The sequence below is a fragment of the Azospirillum sp. TSO22-1 genome (assembly GCF_003116015.1).
Classification (GTDB): Bacteria; Pseudomonadota; Alphaproteobacteria; order Azospirillales; family Azospirillaceae; genus Azospirillum.
Window position 1 is genome coordinate 13088 of the sequence record NZ_LGQZ01000094.1, and the last position, 19825, is coordinate 32912.

Below are 19825 nucleotides of genomic sequence, written 5' to 3' on the forward strand. Positions count from 1 at the left end.
CTACCCGGCGAGCGGCACCAGCCGCCCGCCGGCCGCGGCGGCCAGCACGATCAGCCCCAGCGTCAGGTTGATCCCGACGATCCGCCGCACCCCGGCCAGGCCCAGCGCAGCGCCGGGCAGGTCCCCCTGAGCCAGCGCGGCGCGCAGCCGGCGGTACGGCCGCGCCACCAGCCAGCCGAACAGCAGGAACATCACCGTCCCCAGCGTCATCATGACGTGGACGTGCCACAGCCCGGCGAGGCGGCCGGCGAACTGCAGCTCGATCAGCAATCCCCCGCTCACCGCCAGCACCGCGACGAACCCCCACACCCAGGCGAAGAAGCGCCCGAGCACCGCGCCCCACAGCGCCAGCCGCGCCGGCGGCTCCAGGCCGAGCGCGGCCGGCCGCAGGACCATGTAAGCGAAGAACATCCCGCCCACCCAGACGCCGCCCGCCACCGCGTGCAGCGCCAGCACCAGCGCAGCCATGCCGCCCCCCTGCCCTGCCCCGACCTTCCGGCGGAATGCTGCCACGCCCGCTCTTGACGGTCAATTTAGCATATACTAATTTAGCGAATATGAATTCTACGGATCTGGCGCGCAACTGCCGCTCGGCGGCCGCCCTGCTGAAGCCGATGGCGAACGAGCACCGGCTCGCCATCCTCTGCCGGCTGGCGGCGGGCGAGCAGCCGGTGAGCGGGCTGGTGGAGGCGGTCGGCCTCAGCCAGTCGGCGCTGTCGCAGCACCTCGCCCGGCTGCGGGCGGAGGGGCTGGTGACGACGCGCCGGGCCTCGCAGCAGATCTTCTACGCACTGGCCAGCGACGAGGTGCGGCGGCTGATGGAGACGCTGCACGACCTCTACTGCACCACCCCGATTCGAGACCCCGAGGAGAGCACCCCATGAGCATCGACCGCGTCGTCATGGCCTTCGCCGGCACCGTCGTGCTGGCCAGCCTGGCCCTGTCGCAGCTGCACGACCCGCGCTGGTTGTGGCTGGCCGCCTTCGTCGGCGCCAACCTGTTCCAGGCCGCGTTCACCGGCTTCTGCCCGCTGGCCATCGTCCTCAAGCGGCTCGGCGTGAAGCCGGGCCAAGCCTTCGCCTGATCCGAGGAGACGAACATGCACAAGAACTGGCCGCAGATGGCGGGCGAGCTGACCGGCGCCGTGCGCGAACTGCGCGGCGGCGCGCCCGACGTGATGAAGGGCTTCTCCGCCATCGCCCAGGCGGCGCTGAAGGCGAACGCGCTGGACACCAAGACAAAAGAACTGATCGCGCTGGCCATCGGCGTGGCGACCCGCTGCGACGGCTGCATCGCCTTCCACGCCGAGGCCGCCGTGAAGCTCGGCGCCTCGCGCGAGGAGGTGCTGGAGACCATGGGCATGGCGGTCTACATGGGCGCCGGCCCCTCGGTGATGTACGCCGCCCAGGCGCTGGAGGCCTTCGACCAGTTCGAGGCGAAGCGCGCCGAGATGTGAGGTTCGTTTTTCCTTAGAAACCCTCTCCCGCCTCCGGCGGGGGAGGGAATCCATAGTGAGCTTCTCCCATGCGCCTCCCCCTCGTCCTTCTCCTCGCCCTGCTCGCCTCCGCCGCTCACGCCGCCGACCGCCTGACGGTCGAGGTCCACCCGACCGAGGACCTGAAGGCGGTGTTCGCCACGGTGGAGAGCGTGCACGAAACCCGCGCCCGCGTCCGCATCGCTGGCACCGTCGCCGCCCTGCGCATCACCGAGGGCGACCGCGTCGCCGCCGGGCAGGTGCTCGCCACCGTCGACGACCCGAAGCTGGAGTTGCAGCGCGCGGCGCTCGACGCCCGCCTCCGCTCGCTCGACGCCCAGCAGCGGCAGGCCGGGTCCGAACTGGCCCGCGCCCGCGCGCTGCGCGCCAGCGGCACCGGCACCCAGCAGCGCCTGGACGACGCCCAGACCGCGCTCGACGTGGTCACCGCGCAGGCCGCCGCCATGAAGGCCGAGCGTGCGGTGGTCGAGCAGCAGCTGCGCGACGGCGAGGTGCTGGCCCCCGCCGCCGGCCGCGTGCTGCGCGTCGAGGTGATCGGCGGCGCCGTCGTCATGCCCGGCGAGCCGGTGGCGGCGCTGGCGCTGGACACCTACGTGCTGCGCCTGCGCCTGCCGGAGCGGCACGCCCGCTTCCTCCGCATCGGCGATCCGGTGCTGGTCGGCGACCGCGGCCTCGCCGCCGCGACCGAACCCGCGGCGCTGAAGCGCGGCCGGGTGGTGCAGGTCTACCCGGAGATGGCCGGCGGGCAGGTGATGGCCGACGCCGAGGTCCCGGCCCTCGGCGACTTCTTCGTCGGGGAACGGGTGCGCGTGTACGTGGCGACCGGCACGCGCGACGCCGTCGTGGTGCCGCCGGACCTCGTGCAGCGCCGGATGGGCGCCGACTTCGTGCGGCTGGCCGACGGCCGCGAGGCGCCGGTGCAGGTCGGCGGCGCCGTCCCCGCCATCGAGGACCGCCCCGGCGGGCTGGAGATCCTGTCCGGCCTCAGGCCCGGCGACGTGCTGGTGCGGCCATGAGGCTGGGACTCTCCGGCCACCTGACGCGAACCTTCATCCGCTCGCCGCTGACGCCCTTGCTGCTGCTCGCCTCGCTGGTGCTGGGCGCGGTGGCGCTGGTCAGCCTGCCGCGCGAGGAGGAGCCGCAGATCAGCGTGCCGATGGTCGACATCCAGGTGCGGGCCGACGGCCTGAAGGCCGACGACGCGGTGGAACTGGTCACCAAGCCGCTGGAGGCCATCGTCAAGGGCATCGACGGGGTCGAGCACACCTACAGCCAGACGCAGGACGACGGCGCCGTCGTCACCGCGCGCTTCAAGGTCGGCACCCCGTCGGACGAGGCGATCCTGCGCGTGCACGAGAAGGTGCGCGCCAACCTGAACCGCATCCCCCTCGGCATCCCGGAGCCGCTGATCGTCGGCCGCGGCATCAACGACGTGGCGATCCTGACGCTGACCCTGGCGCCCAGGCCCGAGGCCGCGGACCGCTGGGACGCCGCGGCGCTGCGCGCCGTCGCCGACGGGCTGCTGGCCGAGCTGGTCAAGGTCGAGGACGTCGGCCTGACCACCATCGCCGGCGGCCGCCCCGACCAGATCCGCGTCGAACCGGACCCGGAGCGGCTGGCGCTGTACGGCGTGACGCTGAACCAGCTGGTCGACAAGGTGAGGAACGCCAACCGCTCCTTCCAGGTCGGCGCGGTGCGCGCGGGCGGCGGCAGCCTGCCCGTGGTCGCCGGACAGACCTTGCAGGGGGTGGCCGACATCGGCCTGCTGCTGATCACCACGCACGACGGCCGGCCGGTCTACGTCAAGGACGTGGCCGGCATCGTCGCCGGCGCGCGGCCGGACGAGAGCCGGGCGTGGCACTTGGCACCTGACGGCAGGGGAGGGATGACGCGGGTTCCGGCGGTGACGGTCGCCGTCGCCAAGCGGGCCGGCGCCAACGCCGTGGTGATCGCCGAACGCGTGCTGGAGCGCGTGCGCGCCATCCAGGCCGGCGCGCTGCCCAAGGACCTGACGCTCGCCGTCACCCGCAACTACGGCGAGACCGCGAACGAGAAGGCCGATGAGCTGCTGTTCCACCTCGGCCTCGCCACGTTGTCCATCGTCGCGCTGATCGTGCTGGCGATCGGCTGGCGCGAGGGGGCGGTGACGCTGGTCGTCATCCCGACGACGATCCTGCTGACGATGTTCGCCTCCTGGCTGATGGGCTACACCATCAACCGCGTCAGCCTGTTCGCGCTGATCTTCTCCATCGGCATCCTGGTCGACGACGCCATCGTGGTGGTCGAGAACATCGACCGCCACTGGGCGATGAAGGACGGCCGCTCCAAGGTCCAGGCGGCGGTCGAGGCGGTGGCCGAGGTCGGCAACCCGACCATCGTGGCGACCCTGACGGTGATCGCCGCGCTGCTGCCGATGATGTTCGTGTCCGGCCTGATGGGCCCGTACATGAGCCCGATCCCGGCCAACGCCTCCGCGGCGATGCTGTTCAGCTTCTTCGTTGCCATGGTGCTGACGCCCTGGCTGATGGTGACGCTGCGCAAGGATCCGACCCCTCCCCCTGCTCCGCAGGGGGAGGATGGGTGGGGGCAGCGGCGTCACGGAAAGGCCGTAGCCCCCACCCTCCCCGTGCTGACGCACGGGTCCCCTCCCTCCCCCGCCGGAGGCGAGGGAGGGCCGCTCGGTGCGCTCTATCTCCGCGTCGCCACGCCCATCGTCGCCGGCCGTGCCCGCTCCTGGGGCTTCCTGCTGGCGGTCGGCGCCGCCACGCTGCTCTCCCTCACCCTGTTCGCCAGCCAGGACGTCACCGTCAAGCTGCTGCCCTTCGACAACAAGTCGGAGCTTCAGGTCGTCGTCGACCTGCCGCAGGGCGCCGCGCTGGAGGACACCGGGCGCGTCCTGCTGACCGCCGCCGAGGCGCTGCGCGGCCTGCCGGAGCTGGCCAGCGTGCAGGCCTACGCCGGCACCGCCGCGCCGTTCAACTTCAACGGCCTCGTGCGCCATACCTACCTGCGCGCCCAGCCGGAGCAGGGCGAGCTTCAGGTCAACCTCGCGCCGAAGGCCGCGCGCAGCCGCGCCAGCCACGCCATCGCGCTGGACGTCCGCGAGCGGCTGAAGGCGGTGCCGGTGCCGCCCGGCACGGCGGTCAAGGTGGTCGAGGTGCCGCCCGGCCCGCCGGTGCTCGCCACCCTGCTGGCCGAGGTCTACGGCCCGACGCCGGAGGCGCGCCGCGCCGCCGCGCAGCGGATCGAGGAGGCGTTCCGGCAGGTCGACTTCGTGGTTGACGTGGACGGCAGCGTCCGCCGCCCGGCCGAGCGGCTGCGCATCGCCCTCGACCGCGAGAGCCTGGAGTTCCACGGCGTCGAGGAGCAGGCGGTGTACGACACCCTGCAGGCGCTGATGGGCGGCGTGCCGGTCGGCTACTCGCACCGTGGCGCCGGGCGCACGCCCGTCGAGATCGCGGTGCGCCTGCCGACCGCCGCGCTCCACCTGTCGGAGCGCATCCTGGCCACCCCGGTGCCGGGCAAGCGCGGCACGGTGGAACTGGGCGACCTCGTGCGCACCACGCGCGAGCCGGCCTCGCACGCCGTGTTCCGCCACAACGGCCGCTTCGCCGAGATGGTGACCGCCGAGCTGGCCGGCCGCTTCGAGGCACCGGTGTACGGCATGCTGGCGGTGAACGAGCGCCTCGAGGCCATCGACCCGTCGCTCGCCATCCTCCTGCACGGACAGCCGGACGACGAGAGCCGGCCCAGCCTGCTGTGGGACGGCGAGTGGGAGATCACCTGGGTGACCTTCCGCGACATGGGCGCGGCGTTCGCGGTGGCGATCCTCGGCATCTACCTGCTGGTGGTGGCGCAGTTCGGCAGCTTCACCCTGCCGCTGGTGGTGCTGGTGCCGGTGCCGCTGACGCTGATCGGTATCCTGCTCGGCCACTGGCTGTTCGGCGCGGCGTTCACCGCCACCTCGATGATCGGCTTCATCGCGCTGGCCGGCATCATCGTGCGCAACTCGATCCTGCTGATCGACTTCATCCGCCACCTGCGCGCCCAAGGCATGGGCGTGCGTGACGCGGTCCTGGAGGCGGGATCCATCCGCTTCAAGCCGATCCTGCTGACCGCCGTGGCGGCGATGATCGGCGCGGCCTTCATCCTGACCGACCCGATCTTCCAGGGCCTCGCCATCTCGCTGCTGTTCGGGCTGCTGAGTTCGACGCTGCTGACGGTGCTGGTGATCCCGGCGATCTACGTGGTGCTGCGCGGCGGCGCATCTGTTAAAGCTGGATGCCCAACCGCCGCACCGGATTCCGCATGTCGATGCCGCCGTACCTGAGGACTTTCTCGCTGGAGGGCAAGGTCGCCCTGGTCACCGGCTCGGGCCGCGGCCTGGGGCTGGAGATCGCCCGTGCGCTGGCCGGGTCCGGCGCGCACGTGCTGCTCAACGGCCGCGACGCCGAGCGGCTGGAGGCACAGGCCGAGGCGATCCGGGCCGCCGGCGGGGCGGCGTCGGCGCTGGCCTTCGACATCGCCGACCGTGCGGCGGTGCGCAACGCCTTCGCCCGCATCGAGGCGGAGTTCGGATGCCTGGACGTGCTGGTGCAGAACGTCGGCCAGCGCAACCGCAAGCCGCTCCAGGAGTTCTCCGACGCGGAGATCGACGCGCTGGTGCACGTCAACCTGTCGGCCGGGCTGGTGCTGGCGCGCGAGGCGGCGCGGCTGATGCTGCCGCGCAAGGCCGGCCGGCTGATCGCGGTGACCTCCATCGCCGGGCAGGTGGCGCGGCCGGGCGACGCGGTCTACGCCACCGCCAAGGGCGGGCTGAGCGGCATGGTGCGCGCGCTGGCCGCCGAGTACGGCGCGCACGGCATCACCAGCAACGGCATCGCCCCGGGCTTCTTCGCCACCGAGACCAACGCCGCGATCGTCGGCAACCCCGAGCTGTCCGCCTATTTCGAGGGCCGCACCCCGATGCGCCGCTGGGGCCGGCCGGAGGAGATCGCCGGGGCGGCGGTGTTCCTCGCCTCGGCGGCGGCGTCCTACGTCAACGGCCACCTGCTGGTGGTCGACGGCGGGGCGACGATCCTGATGTGAGTTTGTGCTTTAAGCCTAAAGCACAGGCCGATGTGATGGCGTCATCGGACTGGCCAGCACGGCCTCGCCCTGATAGTTTAAGCTTAAACAGACAGGGAAGTGTGCGGCCATGAGCACTCCACCGGAATCCGGCCTGCAGGCGCTCCAGCCGCCGGGCTGGCCGCCGCCCAAGGGCTACGCCAACGGCTATGCCGGCACCGGGCGGCTGGTGGTGGTCGGTGGGCAGATCGGCTGGGACGAGACCGGGCGCTTTCCGGCCGGGGACCTCGTCGGACAGGCGCGGCAGGCGTTGTGCAACATCGTCGCCGTGCTGAAAGAGGCCGGGGCGCGGCCGGAGCACGTGGCCCGCCTCACCTGGTACGTCACCGACATCGCCGAGTACCGCACCAGCCTGCGGGCGCTGGGCCAGGCCTACCGCGAGGTGATGGGGACGCACTTCCCGGCGATGACGCTGGTCCAGGTGGTGGCGCTGGTCGAGCCCGAGGCACGCGTCGAGATCGAGGCGACGGCGATCATCCCGCCAGAATCTGGCGGGCGATGACGATCTTCTGCACCTCGGAGGCGCCCTCGTAGATGCGCAGCGGACGGATCTCTCGGTACAGCGCCTCGACCGTCTCGCCACGGGTCACGCCCAGGCCACCAAAGATCTGCACGGCGGCGTCGATGACCCGCTGCGCGGCCTCGGTGGCGTAGAGCTTGGCCATCGCCGCCTCGCGGGTGACGCGGGACGCCCCGCTGTCCTTGGTCCAGGCGGCGCGGTAGACCAGCAGCGCCGCCGCGTCCACCTCCACCGCCATGTCGGCGATCTTCGCCTGGGTCATCTGCAGGTCGGCCAGCACGCCGCCGAACAGGGGCCGGCCGGAGGCCCGCGCGCACGCCTCGTCCAGGGCACGCCGGGCGAAGCCGAGCGCCGCGGCGCCGACCGTCGAGCGGAAGACGTCCAGCGTCGCCATCGCGACCTTGAACCCCTCCCCAGGATTGCCGATCAACCGGTCGGCAGGCACCCGGCAGCCCTCGAAGCGCAGCGCCGCCAGCGGGTGCGGCGCAATCACCGCGATGCGCCCGGCGACGGTGAGACCGGGCGCGTCGGCGTCGACCACGAAGGCGGACAGGCCCCTGGCACCCGGCGCCTCGCCGGTGCGGGCGAAGACCACGTAGTGGTCGGCGATGCCGCCGTTGGAGATCCAGGTCTTCGTGCCGTCCAGCACATAGGACTCGCCGTCGCGGACGGCGGTGGTGGCGGTGGCGGCGACGTCCGAACCGGCCTCGGGCTCCGACAGGGCGAAGGCGGCGATGGCGCGGCCGGCGCGGACCGGCGGCAGGTAGCGGTCCTTCAGCGCGCCGGAGCCGAACAACGTGATTGGTCCGGTGCCCAGCCCCTGCATGGCGAAGGCGAAGTCGGCCAAGCCGGCGTGGCGGGCCAGCGTCTCGCGGATCAGGCACAGCGAGCGCACGTCGAGCCGCCCGCCCGGCTCCGGCACGGCGTAGCGCAGCCAGCCGCCGTCGCCCAGGCGCCTGACCAGTTCGCGGCAGGCGCCGTCCACGTCGTGCTCCCCGGCGTGCGCCAGTGGCGCGGCCTCGCGGATGGCCCAGGTGTCGAGGTCTTTGCCGAGCCGGCGGTGGGAGTCGTCGAAGAACGGCCAGGAGAGGAAGGATGTGTCGGGCATGGTTCCTCCTGCCCTCCCCACGCTCCGCGGGGGGAGGGAGGGGCCCCAGGCGCAGCCTGGGGAGGGTGGGGGCAGCGGCTTTCGGGGAACGCCGCTGCCCCCACCCTCCCGCGTTCCGCGGGTCCCTCCCTCCCCCGCCGGGGGCGGGGGAGGGCTTTCAATGTCAGTTCCCCTCGAACACCGGCGTGCGCTTCGCGGCGAACGCCTCGAAGGCGCGGCGGAAGTCCTGCGTCGCCATGCACACGGCCTGGGCGTGCGCCTCGGCGGTGATGGCGTCGTCGAGGCTCATCGCCCATTCCTGGTGTAGCATCCGCTTGGTCACCGCGTGCGCGAAGCTCGGTCCCTCGGCGAGGCCGCGGGCGAGGTCCGTGGCCTCGCCCAGCACCGCGTCCGGCGCGCACAGGCGGCTGAAGAAGCCCCAGCGCTCGGCCTCTTCGCCGGTCATGGCGCGGCCGGTGTAAAGCAGCTCCGACGCCCGGCCGTGGCCGATGAGGCGCGGCAGGATCGCGCACGCCCCCATGTCGCAGCCGGCCAAGCCCACGCGGGTGAACAGGAACGCCGTCTTCGACCGCGCGGTGCCGCAGCGCAGGTCCGACGCCATGGCGATGATCGCCCCCGCCCCGGCGCAGACGCCGTCCACCGCGGCGACGATGGGCTGCGGGCAGGCGCGCATCTCCTTGACCAGATCACCGGTCATGGTGGTGAAGCGCAGCAGCTCCGGCATGCTCATCTTGGTCAGCGGCTCGATGATCTCGAACACGTCGCCGCCGGAGCAGAAATTGCCGCCGGCCCCGCTCACCACCACCGCCTTGATCTCCTCATCGACGCGCAGCGCGTGAAAGACGTCGCGCAGCTCGGCGTAGGACTCGAAGGTCAGGGGGTTCTTGCGCTCCGGCCGGTTCAGCGTCACCGTGGCGACGCGGCCCTGCACCGACCACAGGAAGTGCTTCGCCTGATACTCGGACATCCGGGTCATGCGGTCTCCTTCCCGTTCCGGGTCTTGGCGTGCACCGCCCGCTTCACCTTGGCCAGCAGCGCCATCAGCGCCTCGACGTCCTCGCCCGGGAGGTCGTCGAAGAAGTCGGCGATCCAGCCCTCGTGCACCATCGCCATGGCCAGGAAGGCACGCCGCCCGGCCGGCGTCAGCTTGACGAGGAAGGCACGGCGGTCGCTGGGCGAAGGCTCGCGCACCACCAGCCCCTCGGCGACGAGGCGCTCGGTCACGCCGGTGACGTTGCCGCTGGACACCATCAGGCGGCGCGACAGCTCGCCCATGGTCAGACCGTCCGGCTCGCGCTCCAGCGCCGCCATCAGGTCGAACTGCGGCAGCGTCACGTCGAAGGTCTCGCGCAGGCGGGCGCGCACCGCGTTCTCGATCAGGTTGGTGCAGGACAGCAGGCGCAGCCACAGCCGCAGCTCCGCCTTGCAGCGCTCGGCCGCGGTTTCGTAGTCGGTCACGGGGGTCATCGTCTGGTCCGTCATCACATCACCTCGCCGCCGGCCACGGCGATCGCCTGCCCGGTGATGGAGGCCGCCGCGGGGCCGCACAGCCACGCCACGGCGTCCGCCACCTCTTCCGGCCGCACGAGGCGGCCCTGGGGGTTGGATTTCGTCAGCTCGGCCACCGCCTCGTCGCGGGTGCGGCCGGTCTTCGCCTGGATGCGGTCCAGGGATTCGGCGGTCATGCCGGTGTCGGCGAAGCCGGGGCAGACGGCGTTGACGGTGACGCCGGCGCGCGCCGTTTCCAGCGCCAGCGTGCGGGTCAGGCCGATCACCCCATGCTTGGCCGCCGCGTAGGCGGCGCAATAGGCGTAGCCGCGCAGGCCGGCGGTGCTGGCGACGGTGACGATGCGGCCCCAGCCGCGCTCGACCATGCCGGGCAGCGCCAGCTTGCAGCCGGTGAACACCGAGGTGAGGTTGACGGCCAGCATGGAGTCCCACAACGCGCGGTCGGTCCGGACGAAGGGCGCGGTCGCCGCGGCGCCGGCGTTGTTGACCAGCACATCGACCGGCCCGGCGGCGGCGAAGACGCGGGCGAACGCCGCGTCGTCGGTCACGTCGGCCTGGAGCACCGAAGCGCCGATCTCCTCCGCCAGCGCGTCGAGCGGCGCCCGGGTGCGGCCGAGCAGCGTCAGCCGCGCCCCCTCCGCCGCCAAGCGCCGCGCGATGGCGGCGCCGATGCCGCGCCCGGCCCCGGTCACCAGCGCGTGCCGGCCGGTCAGATGCCGCTCCATGTGAGTCCTCCCCGTGACGCTTTAAGCATAAAGGAACGGCGGGGAGGGAGCAAGCGGCGGCGGCACCCGCAAACGGCCTAGGGACGGGACTGTCCTTCTTGCCGACTAGGCATAGGCGGGGCGGGCTGATAGTTTAAACGTAAACATCCTGTGCGAGGAGGCGCGGCCATGAAGATCGTCTGCATCGGCGGCGGGCCGGCGGGGCTGTACTTCGCCATCCTGATGAAGAAGGCCAACCCGGCGCACGAGGTCACGGTCTACGAGCGCAACCGGCCCTACGACACCTTCGGCTGGGGGGTCGTCTTCTCCGACCAGACGCTGGAGAATCTCGCCGGCGCCGACGAGCCCTCGAAGCAGAGGCTGATCGACAGCCTCGCCCACTGGGACGACATCGACGTCCACGTCAAGGGGCGGGTCATCGCCTCGGGCGGGCATGGGTTCTGCGGCATCGGGCGCAAGCGCTTCCTCAACATCCTTCAGGATCGTGCGGCGGAGCTGGGCGTCCAGCTGGTGTTCGAGACGGAGGTGGAGGGCGCCCACCAATTCCCCGACGCCGACCTGATCATCGCCTGCGACGGCATCAACAGCCGGGTGCGCACGCAGCACGCCGACCACTTCAAGCCGGACATCGACGTGCGCAAGTGCCGCTACATCTGGCTCGGCACCCGCAAGATCTTCGACGCTTTCACCTTCCTGTTCGAGAAGACGGAGCACGGCTGGTTCCAGGTGCACGCCTACCGATTCGACGACGACCTCTCCACCTTCATCGTCGAGACGCGGGAGGAGACCTGGGTCGCGGCCGGCCTCGCCGACGCCGACCCAGACGCCAGCGTCGCCTTCTGCGAACGGCTGTTCGCCAAGCACCTGGACGGCCATACGCTGATGACCAACGCGCGGCATCTGCGCGGCTCGGCGTGGATCAACTTCCCGCGGGTGTCGAACCAGACCTGGGTGAAGGACAACGTCGTCCTGATGGGCGACGCGGCGCACACCGCGCACTTCTCCATCGGCTCCGGTACCAAGCTGGCGCTGGAGGACGCCATCGCCCTGGCCCGCACGCTGCAGCAGAGCGGCGACGACGTGCCGGCGGCGCTCACAGCCTACGAGGCGGAGCGCAAGGTCGAGGTGCTGAAGCTGCAATCCGCCGCCCGCAACTCCATGGAGTGGTTCGAGAACGTCGACCGCTACGCCCGGCTGGAGCCGGAGCAGTTCGCCTACTCCCTGCTCACCCGCAGCCAGCGCGTCAGCCACGAGAACCTGCGCCTGCGCGACCGCAGCTACGTCGAGGGGGTGGAGCGCTGGTTCTCCGGCCGGGACGAGGCGGTGCCGCCGATGTTCACACCGTTCCGGCTGCGCGGGCTGGAGTTGGCGAACCGCGTGGTGGTGTCGCCGATGGCGATGTACAGCGCGGTGGACGGCACGCCCAACGACTTCCATCTCGTGCACCTGGGCGCCCGCGCCCAGGGCGGCGCCGGGCTGGTGTACACCGAGATGACCTGCGTCTCGGCGGAAGGCCGCATCTCCCCCGGCTGCTGCGGGATGTACGCGCCGGAGCACGTGGCGGCGTACCGGCGCATCACGGACTTCGTGCACGCCCACACGCCGGCGAAGATCTGCCTGCAACTTGGGCACAGCGGCCCGAAGGGCTCGACCAGGGTGGGCTGGGAGGGCTACGACGAGCCGCTGGAGAGCGGCAACTGGCCGGTGATGGGCCCCTCCCCGGTGCCGTGGAGCCCGCACAACCAAGTCCCCCACGGCATGACCCGCGCCGACATGGAGCGCGTCGTGGCCGAGTTCCGCCGCGCCACGGAAGGAGCGGTGGAGGCCGGCTTCGATATGGTGGAACTGCACGCCGCACACGGCTACCTGCTGTCCAGCTTCATCACGCCGCTGACCAACCGGCGCACCGACGACTACGGCGGCAGCCTGGAAAACCGCCTGCGCTTCCCGCTGGAGGTGTGGGACGCCATGCGCGCCGTCTGGCCGGCGGAGCGGCCGATGGCGGTGCGCATCTCCGCCACCGACTGGGTGCCCGGCGGCATCGGCGCCGACGACGCGGTGCGCATCGCGCACGCCTTCGCCGGGCACGGCGCCGACCTGATCGACGTGTCGGCCGGGCAGACCTCGGCGCAGGCGAAGCCGGTGTACGGCCGGATGTTCCAGACGCCGTTCTCCGACCGCATCCGCAACGAGCTGGGCATCGCCACCATGGCGGTCGGTAACATCTTCGAGCCGGACCACGTCAACAGCATCGTGGCCTCGGGCCGCGCCGACCTCTGCGCGCTGGCCCGCCCGCACCTCGCCGATCCCTACTGGACGCTGCACGCCGCAGCCGAATTGGGCCATGCCGGGCAGCCCTGGCCGGTGCAATACCACTCCGGCCGCGACCAGCACCTGCGCAACCGGGAGCGCAAGGCGGACATGGCGGTGCTGGTGTAAGGCCCTACAGCACCCCGACCAGCAGCGCCGGCAGACCCAGGAACGCCAGGGCGGTGGAACCCAGCACCATGCCGGCGACCTCCTCCGGCGCGTTGTTGTAGCGCAGCGCCCAGAGGTAGTTGAACACCGCCACCGGCATCGAGCTTTGCAGCACCACGACGCCGCGCATGACGCCGGTCAGCCCCATCACGTCGGCCACCGCCACCCCGACGGCGCACCCCAGCACCAGCCGCACCGCGGAGAGCGAGCCGGCGCGCAGCACACTGTTCATGCGCAGGCTGGCCAGCGCCACGCCGAGCGACAGCAGCATGATCGGCACCGCGACGTTGCCCAGCAGCGTGGTGGTGTTGGTCACCCACAGCGGCGGCTTGACGCCGGTCAGCAGCACCGCCAGCGCCGCCGCCACCGCGTAGATCACCGGTGTGCGCGCCAGCCGGCCGAGGTCGAGCGTGCCCGACGCCGTCACCGGCCCGATGGTGAACTGCGCCACCGAGAACACCGCGAAGAACAGCACGCCCAGGCCCAGCCCGGTCTCCCCGAAGGCGAACAGGCACAGCGGCAGGCCGAGGTTGCCGGCGTTGGGGAAGCTCAGCGCCGGCAGGTAGGTGCGCAGCGGCAGCTTGAACGCCAGCAGCAGCGGCACCGCCAGCAGCGCCGACGCGGCGATGCAGGCGACCGACGCGATCGTCATCGTCAGCAGCTCGCCGCCGCTCAGCGTCAGCTTGGTCAGCGACGAGAACACCAGGCACGGGCTGGAGACGTTGATGGCGAAGGTGGTGATGAAGGCGCTGTCGTACGGCAGCTTGGCCCGGTTCCACGCGAAGCCCAGGGCTGCGATGAGGAACACCGGCGCCATCACGTTGACGACGACGGACAGGGAGGCGGCGATGTCCATGGCGGCGGCAGACTCGGACGATGGCAAGCCCGAGCATTGGTAGCGTTAACAGCGGAGGGCTGTCCAGCACGGCGGACAGCCGGCGGGCGCAGGGCGGCTATGCCGGGACGGGCGGGGAGCCCGCCCGGTCGTCACGAGCCGGCCTTGGCGCCGCGCCGGTTCCCGTTCACCGCCTTGACGGTGCGCGGCGGGACCGGCGGTTCGACCTCCGGGGCGGCGTAGCCGGGCGGGGTCTTGGCCCACGGATAACCGCTGACCGCCTGATCGTAGCCGACCTTGAACAGCTCCTTCATGTAGACCGGGTCGAACGGCGCCTGGAGCGTGGTCTTGAAGCTCGAGGGGATGTAGGCGAGGTTGAAGTCGATGCCGTCGCGCTGGGTGGTGATGAAGATGCGGTACAGGTCGCCGACCCCCTGCGTCTGGATCAGCGACGACACGGCGCGGTTCGCGATGCTCAGGGTCCGGCGCTCGACCTGGGCCCAGTCCGGATCGAGCCGGGCGTTGCGGATGACGTACAGCCGCCGCTCGCGGGTGATCCCCGCCTCCCGCGAGGCCTCCCTTACGTTCAGGCCGGGCGGATAGACGAACACCTGCGCCGTCGCGCCGCCGTCCACGTGCATTTCCTCGAATTTCCGCCCGTCCGCCTCGACGGTGATCATGACCGGCGGGAACGCCCCGGGGATCGCGGCCGAGGCCACCAGCAGGGTCTGGACCAGTTCGAGCGCCTGCGGATGGCGGCTGACCGCGATCTTGCCGACGTTCCAGATGACCGGGCGGCGGGCGTCGAGGTCGGTGGTGCCGATCAGCAGGGTGCGGCCCTTCTCATGCTCCACCGCGATGGCGTCGAGCATGCTCTGGTCGAAGATCCGCCGCACGAGCTTCTTCAGCGGCGTGGTGTCCGCCATGGCGTCGCTGGTGATGGCGGCCAGGACCCCGCGTTCTTCGAGGATGTCCTTGCCGGTGATGGTCGTGTAGACCTCCTTGAGCTTGTCGTCGTACTCCGACCCGAGGAAGGCGAAGGGCGCGATGAGCGCTCCGGTGCTGATGCCGGTGACCCCCTTGAAGCGGGGCCGCGTCCCGGCGGCGCTCCACCCCACCAGCAGCCCGGCCCCGAAGGCCCCGTCCTCGCCGCCGCCCGAGATCGCCAGGAAGTTCGCCGGGGGAAGCGGGCCGCGGTGGCCCTCCCGCTGCAGTTGCGCCTGCTCGCGCTTCAAAGACTCCAGGCTGTCGCGCAGGAAATCGCTGGTGTCGCCGTCCGCCCAGTAGCGGACGCCGGGCATTCCTACGACGCTGGCCTTCGCCTGGACGGCGACCGGCACCGCCTCGAGACGGGTCGGCGAGGAGCAGCCGGCGGCGCCGGACAGGGCGAACAGCAAGCCTGCCGTCACGGCGGCGCGAAACGTCGGCACAAGCGGCAGCGGTCGCATGATCGTTCCCCCAGAAGGCGCGGACCCTGGGGCTTGATGATCCGTGATCGGTGCGTGGTGTGCATCTGCGCATTCGAGGGCGCGCGGGCGGCCCGGCAACTCGCAAGCGTCAACGGCTCAGCCAAAGGTGGGAGTGACGGAGGGCGAGCACTCCTCCCGTCAGTCCGCCACCCCCTCCACCTCCAGGTCCGCCACCGCAGGTTTCGGGGTGACGCGCGGGAAGCTCAGGGTGAAGCAGGTGCCCTGCCCCGGCTCGCTGGCGGCGGCGATGCTGCCGCGCAGCGTGCCGACCACCAGGTTGTAGACGATGTGCAGGCCCAGACCGCTGCCGCCGGTGCCGCGGGTGGTGGTGTAGAACGGGTCGAAGATCTTCGGCAGCACGTCCGGCGGGATGCCGCGGCCCCCGTCGGCGAAGTCGAGCACCACATGGTCGTTCGGCGCCGGGCGGACGGTGACGCGGATGCGCCCGGCCGCGCCGGGAGCGTAGGCGTGCGTCAGCACGTTCATCACCAGGTTGGTGAGGATCTGCGACAGGGCGCCCGGATAGCCGTCCACCTCCAGGTCGGGCGGACAATCCACCATCACCGTGCAGCCGGCCTGGCGCAGCGCCGGGCTGAGGCTGCGCAGCAGCTCCTCGATGTAGTCGGCCAGCACGAAGCGGCGGCGCTCGCCGCTCGACTGGTCGATGGCGACCAGCTTGAAGGATTGGATCAGGTCGGCGGCGCGCTCGCTGTTGGTGGCGATCAGGTGCGACAGCTCGCGGCTGGTCGACAGGAACTCCTCGAAGGCCGAGCGCTTGAGGCGGCCGGCGCCGTGGTGGGCGGCGATCTCGTCCACCTCGATCTGCAGCTGCGTGGCGGCGGTGAGGGTGACGCCGACCGGCGTGTTCACCTCGTGCGCCACGCCGGCCACCAGCTGGCCCAGCGAGGCCATCTTCTCCGCCTGGATCAGGCTCTTCTGCGCCAGCGTCAGGTCGTCCAGCGCGCGCTCCGCCGCCTCCTTGGACTGGCGCAGCTCGTCGCGGGTGCGCTGCTGCTCGGTGATGTCGGTGACGGTGAGGACGTAACCGCCGCCCTCGCCGCCGGGCTGGCGGTTGCCCTGGATCAGCACCGTGGTGCCGTCCGGCAGCGTACGCTCGGCCACCAGCGGCTGGCCGGAGCGCAGCCGCGCCTCGGTCCCGGCGCGCGAGGCGGCACCCTCGGCGGGAGTCATGCGGCCGGTGGCGACCTCATAGGCGAAGAGCTCGGCGAAGGGGCGGCCGGGCCGCCCCAGGTCGGCCGGATAGCCCAGGATGGCCAGCAGCCGGTCGTTGCAGATGCGGATCGCGAAGCCACCGTCGAGCAGCAGCAGGCCGCTCGGCATCGCCGCCACCGCCGCGCCCAGCTCGGCCGAGGCGCGGGCGAGCGCCGCTTCCGCCTCCACCTCGCGCGTCACATCGACGACGACGGCCTGCACCGCCGGCTCGCCCATCCAGTTGACGCGGCGGCCGGACAGTTCCACCCACACCTCGGCCCCGTCGCGCCGCCGGCCCTGCAGGCGGCGGGTGGGCGGGGATTCGCCGGTGGCGATGATGCGATCGTAGGCGGCGCGGGTGCGCTCCGCCTCCTCCGGTCCGAAGAAGGCGATCAGCGTCGGCAGCGCCAGCACCTCGCCGACGCTCATGCCGACGATGCGGGCGAAGGCGTCGTTGGCGTAGAGCGGCACGAACTCACGAAGGATGAGGATGCCCTGGATCGACCCCTCGACGAGGTCGCGGAAACGCCGCTCGTTGGCGGCGAGGTCGTGTTGGCGGCGGTCGATCTCGTCAATGAAGAAACGGATGGACTGGCCGATGTCGGCGATCTCGTCCTCGCCCCGCACCGGGATGCGCGTCGGTTCGCCGGCCAGCCGCGCCAGCACCGCGCCGTTGAGCGCGAGCAGCCGCGACGACACCGACGAGCGGAAGAAGAAGAACACCCCCACCACCAGCAGGAACGACGCCGCCACCAGCGCCATCACCAGCGTCGATTGGGTTCCGGTCAGCAACGCTAAATCGTGGGCGCGGGCGTCGGCCTCGGTCTGGGTGCGGTGGTGCAGCGCCTGCACGGCGCGGTCGACCGCCTCCACCAGGTTGCGGGCCTGGGTGTAGAGCGCCTGGGCGCGGTTGCGCGAGCGCAGGCGCTCCGCCGCCACCTCGAACACCCCGTCGGGGCCAAGCAGGACGCGCGCCAGCTCCGCCTCGGCGCCATCCATCGCCTGGGGCAGCGGGCCGGAGACGGCATCGTCGGGGCGGCCCAGCCAGCCGATGGCGGATTCGATGTCGCGCCGCTCGACGGTCAGGCGGTTCAGGTGGTCGAGATCGGCGGCCCGCGCGCCGCGCGCCACCAGCGCGGCCATGCGCACGCTCCAGGCGCCGGCACGCGCCGCGTCGTCGCCCTCGGCGAAGCGCTCCAGCCCGGCGGCGAAGCCCGCCAGCTCCTGCGTCGCCGCGGCCAGCCGGCGAGCGGCGGTGATGGTGCGCGACACCTCGGAATCGAGGTCGGTCACCGTGCCGTCGAGGACGCTGAGCGAGGTGCGCAGCTGTTCCAGCACCGGGGTGCCGGCCTCCGCCGCCCCCGGCGCGGCGGCGAGGTTCTCGCGCAGACGGCGCACCAGGATCTGCATGTAGTCCAGCTCGCCGCTCAGCTTGTCCGAGGCGGCCTTGCGCTGCGCCTCGGTGCTGGCGGCGGCGAGGCTGGAGATCTGCGCCACCACGCCGTGGAAGTCGGTCAGCAGTTCGGCGCTGGTGATGACGCGCGGCAGCGCCTCGTTGGACAGCGCCGCCACCTCGCCGCGGAACTGGCGGAACGCGGTCAGCGAGACCACGCCGGTCAGGACCACCAGCACGCCCATGATCGCCACGCCCAGCGTGATGCGCGCCGCGATGCCCATGCGCCGGCGCACCCGCAGCGGCGGGGCCGGGGGCGGCAACGGGCGTGGAGGCGGGCTGGACATCCGGGCCGGATCCTAGCGGCGCAGGGTGATGCGGCCGTCGAGCGCCGGCTTCAGCGCCCCGTCGCGGGCGACGCTGCCGATCAGCAGCATGGAGGCGAAGTCGGCGTCACGCTCGCCCACCAGCCGCGGCGCCGAGGCCAGCAGGCCGTAGCCGTCGTTGCCGGCGGCCAGATAGGCGACGGTGCCGACGCGGTAGTGGCGGTCGCGCTCCACCGGCTTGCCGCCGATGGTCAGCTCGGCCACCCGCTGCCCCGCCGGCCTGGTGAGGTCGATGACCACGCGGGCGCCGGAGAGGTGCAGGAAGCGGCCGTGCAGTTGCTCCACCGCGCCGTAGGCCAGCTCCAGCGTGTCGAGCAGCTCCCTGCCGGTGAGGTCGAGCAGCACGACCGGGTCGTGATAGGGCAGCTCGGTGAAGATGTCGCGGCGGGTCAGCGTGGTGCCGGCGGCGTACTGGCGGTCGCCGCGGATGGCGCCGCCGTTGACCAGCGCCACGTCGGCGTCGAGCGCCGCCCGCACCGCGTCGGCGATCTGGTTGGCGAAGGCGTTCTCGCCGCCGCGCACCGCCTCGCGCCGCGTGTCGAGCGCGCCGTCGAGCCGCCCGACCTGGAGGCCGAGCTGGGCGTCGAGCCGGTCGGTGTAGACCTTGACACGCGGCGCCATGGCGGCGTCGGGCGGCACCGCGGCGGTGTCGATCAGCCGCACCGCCAGCGACGGCTGCAGCGACGGCGTCGCCTTGCCGCCGCCCATCCCCGGCACCACCACCGCGTCGAGGGCGAGCACCCAGCCCGCCTGCGCGTCGACCGAGGCGGCGAGGCGCTTGCCGTCGTGCACCACCTCGTACGCCTTGCCGCGGTCCTGGTAGAGCACGACGTCGCCGATGCCGGCGGCGATCACCGCCTTGTGCGTGTCGCCGGAGTTGCCGGTCAGCACCACCACGAGATCGACGCCGCCGGCGCGCATCGCCTTGGCCTTGGCGGCCAGCACGGCGGCGGGTTCGGGCACGTCGGTGCGGGTGACGCGCGCCACCTCGCGCGTGCGGGCCGGCGTGGCGGCGAGCACGCCGATGCGCAGCGGCCCGGCCTTGAGCACCACCGAATCCACCAGCCCGTCGTGCACGCGCCCGGTGGTGCGGTCGATGGCGTTCGAGGTGACGACGGGGAAGTTCGCCTCGTGGGCGCGCGCCAGCAGCACGTCCTCGCCGTAATGGAAGTCGCGGTTCAGCGCCGCCATGGCATCGATCTGCAGATCGTTCAGCAGGTCGATCATGTGCGCGCCCTCGTCGTAGAACGACAGCACGCTGGGAGCGAAGGCCTGCCCGCCGTGCAGCAGGAAGACGGGCTGGCCGCGCTTGCGCTCCGCCTTCACGGCCGCGGCGAGCCGCGCCAAGCCGCCGCGCCCCTGCTGCTCCTGCAACTCGGTGGTGGAGTGGACGTAGAGCAGCGTGAAGCGCGCGGGTTCGGCGGCCCGCGCCGCCCCGGCGACGGCCAGCAGCGCGACGAGCGCCCCCATGGCGATCCGGACGGCGATCCGCAACACCCGCATTCCAACCCCTCCCGGCCGCGGCGGCAGCACGCGCACGATACGGCAGAGCATATACCACCGAATCG

General features: G+C 72.0%; 17 protein-coding genes. 8 read left to right on the forward strand and 9 right to left on the reverse strand.

Annotated features, from left to right (window positions below):
* Window positions 1–468, reverse strand: a complete 468-nt coding sequence (locus TSO221_RS23375) for a CopD family protein (protein WP_109120928.1) — start codon at window positions 466–468, stop codon at window positions 1–3.
* 89 nt (window positions 469–557) lie between these two features.
* Between TSO221_RS23375 and TSO221_RS23380 the strand changes: the two genes are divergently transcribed.
* The 7 genes from TSO221_RS23380 (at window position 558) to TSO221_RS23410 (ending at window position 7124) form a co-directional block, all read left to right on the forward strand.
* Window positions 558–884 (forward strand): metalloregulator ArsR/SmtB family transcription factor, encoded by a 327-nt coding sequence (locus TSO221_RS23380; protein ID WP_109120929.1) that lies wholly within the window; start codon window positions 558–560, stop codon window positions 882–884.
* Window positions 881–1084 carry a DUF2892 domain-containing protein gene (locus TSO221_RS23385; RefSeq protein ID WP_109120930.1) on the forward strand — a complete coding sequence of 68 codons (204 nt, stop codon included), beginning with the start codon at window positions 881–883 and terminating at the stop codon, window positions 1082–1084. The genes TSO221_RS23380 and TSO221_RS23385 overlap by 4 nt, the downstream gene beginning before the upstream one ends.
* Window positions 1085–1099: 15 nt before the next feature.
* Window positions 1100–1456 carry a carboxymuconolactone decarboxylase family protein gene (locus TSO221_RS23390; protein WP_109120931.1) on the forward strand — a complete coding sequence of 119 codons (357 nt, stop codon included), beginning with the start codon at window positions 1100–1102 and terminating at the stop codon, window positions 1454–1456.
* A 68-nt stretch (window positions 1457–1524) separates the two neighbouring features.
* Window positions 1525–2511 carry an efflux RND transporter periplasmic adaptor subunit gene (locus TSO221_RS23395; RefSeq protein WP_109120932.1) on the forward strand — a complete coding sequence of 329 codons (987 nt, stop codon included), beginning with the start codon at window positions 1525–1527 and terminating at the stop codon, window positions 2509–2511.
* Window positions 2508–5825 (forward strand): efflux RND transporter permease subunit, encoded by a 3318-nt coding sequence (locus tag TSO221_RS23400; RefSeq protein WP_109120933.1) that lies wholly within the window; start codon window positions 2508–2510, stop codon window positions 5823–5825. The genes TSO221_RS23395 and TSO221_RS23400 overlap by 4 nt, the downstream gene beginning before the upstream one ends.
* Window positions 5804–6583: an SDR family oxidoreductase gene (locus TSO221_RS23405; RefSeq protein ID WP_109120948.1), complete on the forward strand. Its 780-nt coding sequence runs from the start codon at window positions 5804–5806 to the stop codon at window positions 6581–6583. The genes TSO221_RS23400 and TSO221_RS23405 overlap by 22 nt, the downstream gene beginning before the upstream one ends.
* A 109-nt stretch (window positions 6584–6692) precedes the next feature.
* Window positions 6693–7124 (forward strand): RidA family protein, encoded by a 432-nt coding sequence (locus TSO221_RS23410; RefSeq protein ID WP_109120934.1) that lies wholly within the window; start codon window positions 6693–6695, stop codon window positions 7122–7124.
* On the opposite strand, the gene TSO221_RS23415 is transcribed toward TSO221_RS23410, so the two are convergent.
* The 4 genes from TSO221_RS23415 to TSO221_RS23430 all read right to left on the reverse strand — a co-directional run bounded on the left by TSO221_RS23415 (window position 7096) and on the right by TSO221_RS23430 (window position 10484).
* Window positions 7096–8250: an acyl-CoA dehydrogenase family protein gene (locus TSO221_RS23415; protein WP_109120935.1), complete on the reverse strand. Its 1155-nt coding sequence runs from the start codon at window positions 8248–8250 to the stop codon at window positions 7096–7098. The genes TSO221_RS23410 and TSO221_RS23415 overlap by 29 nt on opposite strands.
* A 163-nt stretch (window positions 8251–8413) precedes the next feature.
* Window positions 8414–9226 carry an enoyl-CoA hydratase family protein gene (locus tag TSO221_RS23420; protein WP_109120936.1) on the reverse strand — a complete coding sequence of 271 codons (813 nt, stop codon included), beginning with the start codon at window positions 9224–9226 and terminating at the stop codon, window positions 8414–8416.
* Window positions 9223–9732 (reverse strand): MarR family transcriptional regulator, encoded by a 510-nt coding sequence (locus TSO221_RS23425; protein ID WP_247878203.1) that lies wholly within the window; start codon window positions 9730–9732, stop codon window positions 9223–9225. Before TSO221_RS23425 ends, TSO221_RS23420 begins: the two co-directional genes overlap by 4 nt.
* Window positions 9732–10484, reverse strand: a complete 753-nt coding sequence (locus TSO221_RS23430) for an SDR family NAD(P)-dependent oxidoreductase (protein ID WP_109120937.1) — start codon at window positions 10482–10484, stop codon at window positions 9732–9734. The genes TSO221_RS23425 and TSO221_RS23430 overlap by 1 nt, the downstream gene beginning before the upstream one ends.
* 168 nt (window positions 10485–10652) lie before the next feature.
* On the opposite strand from TSO221_RS23430, the gene TSO221_RS23435 reads away from it, so the two are divergent.
* Window positions 10653–12923, forward strand: coding sequence for a bifunctional salicylyl-CoA 5-hydroxylase/oxidoreductase (locus tag TSO221_RS23435; protein ID WP_109120938.1), 2271 nt, complete (start codon window positions 10653–10655; stop codon window positions 12921–12923).
* A 4-nt stretch (window positions 12924–12927) separates the two neighbouring features.
* Here TSO221_RS23435 and TSO221_RS23440 read toward each other — a convergent pair whose 3' ends face one another.
* The 4 genes from TSO221_RS23440 to TSO221_RS36860 all read right to left on the reverse strand — a co-directional run bounded on the left by TSO221_RS23440 (window position 12928) and on the right by TSO221_RS36860 (window position 19760).
* Window positions 12928–13818, reverse strand: a complete 891-nt coding sequence (locus TSO221_RS23440; RefSeq protein ID WP_109120939.1) for an AEC family transporter — start codon at window positions 13816–13818, stop codon at window positions 12928–12930.
* Window positions 13819–13949: 131 nt separating this feature from the next.
* On the reverse strand, window positions 13950–15245 hold the full coding sequence (locus TSO221_RS23445; RefSeq protein ID WP_199229592.1) for a patatin-like phospholipase family protein: 1296 nt from the start codon (window positions 15243–15245) through the stop codon (window positions 13950–13952).
* A gap of 159 nt (window positions 15246–15404) precedes the next feature.
* Window positions 15405–18218 carry an ATP-binding protein gene (locus TSO221_RS23450; protein WP_146208888.1) on the reverse strand — a complete coding sequence of 938 codons (2814 nt, stop codon included), beginning with the start codon at window positions 18216–18218 and terminating at the stop codon, window positions 15405–15407.
* 12 nt (window positions 18219–18230) lie between these two features.
* Window positions 18231–19760: a 5'-nucleotidase C-terminal domain-containing protein gene (locus TSO221_RS36860; RefSeq protein ID WP_109120941.1), complete on the reverse strand. Its 1530-nt coding sequence runs from the start codon at window positions 19758–19760 to the stop codon at window positions 18231–18233.
* Window positions 19761–19825: the final 65 nt, after the last annotated feature.

Excerpts from the sequence above, each read along its gene's own strand:
- TSO221_RS23375 (WP_109120928.1), bottom strand. The coding sequence starts at position 468 with ATGGCTGCGCTGGTGCTGGCGCTGCACGCGGTGGCGGGCGGCGTCTGG.
- TSO221_RS23380 (WP_109120929.1), top strand. The coding sequence starts at position 558 with ATGAATTCTACGGATCTGGCGCGCAACTGCCGCTCGGCGGCCGCCCTG.
- TSO221_RS23385 (WP_109120930.1), top strand. The coding sequence starts at position 881 with ATGAGCATCGACCGCGTCGTCATGGCCTTCGCCGGCACCGTCGTGCTG.
- TSO221_RS23390 (WP_109120931.1), top strand. The coding sequence starts at position 1,100 with ATGCACAAGAACTGGCCGCAGATGGCGGGCGAGCTGACCGGCGCCGTG.
- TSO221_RS23395 (WP_109120932.1), top strand. The coding sequence starts at position 1,525 with ATGCGCCTCCCCCTCGTCCTTCTCCTCGCCCTGCTCGCCTCCGCCGCT.
- TSO221_RS23400 (WP_109120933.1), top strand. The coding sequence starts at position 2,508 with ATGAGGCTGGGACTCTCCGGCCACCTGACGCGAACCTTCATCCGCTCG.
- TSO221_RS23405 (WP_109120948.1), top strand. The coding sequence starts at position 5,804 with ATGTCGATGCCGCCGTACCTGAGGACTTTCTCGCTGGAGGGCAAGGTC.
- TSO221_RS23410 (WP_109120934.1), top strand. The coding sequence starts at position 6,693 with ATGAGCACTCCACCGGAATCCGGCCTGCAGGCGCTCCAGCCGCCGGGC.
- TSO221_RS23415 (WP_109120935.1), bottom strand. The coding sequence starts at position 8,250 with ATGCCCGACACATCCTTCCTCTCCTGGCCGTTCTTCGACGACTCCCAC.
- TSO221_RS23420 (WP_109120936.1), bottom strand. The coding sequence starts at position 9,226 with ATGACCCGGATGTCCGAGTATCAGGCGAAGCACTTCCTGTGGTCGGTG.
- TSO221_RS23425 (WP_247878203.1), bottom strand. The coding sequence starts at position 9,732 with ATGACGGACCAGACGATGACCCCCGTGACCGACTACGAAACCGCGGCC.
- TSO221_RS23430 (WP_109120937.1), bottom strand. The coding sequence starts at position 10,484 with ATGGAGCGGCATCTGACCGGCCGGCACGCGCTGGTGACCGGGGCCGGG.
- TSO221_RS23435 (WP_109120938.1), top strand. The coding sequence starts at position 10,653 with ATGAAGATCGTCTGCATCGGCGGCGGGCCGGCGGGGCTGTACTTCGCC.
- TSO221_RS23440 (WP_109120939.1), bottom strand. The coding sequence starts at position 13,818 with ATGGACATCGCCGCCTCCCTGTCCGTCGTCGTCAACGTGATGGCGCCG.
- TSO221_RS23445 (WP_199229592.1), bottom strand. The coding sequence starts at position 15,245 with ATGCGACCGCTGCCGCTTGTGCCGACGTTTCGCGCCGCCGTGACGGCA.
- TSO221_RS23450 (WP_146208888.1), bottom strand. The coding sequence starts at position 18,218 with ATGTCCAGCCCGCCTCCACGCCCGTTGCCGCCCCCGGCCCCGCCGCTG.
- TSO221_RS36860 (WP_109120941.1), bottom strand. The coding sequence starts at position 19,760 with ATGCGGGTGTTGCGGATCGCCGTCCGGATCGCCATGGGGGCGCTCGTC.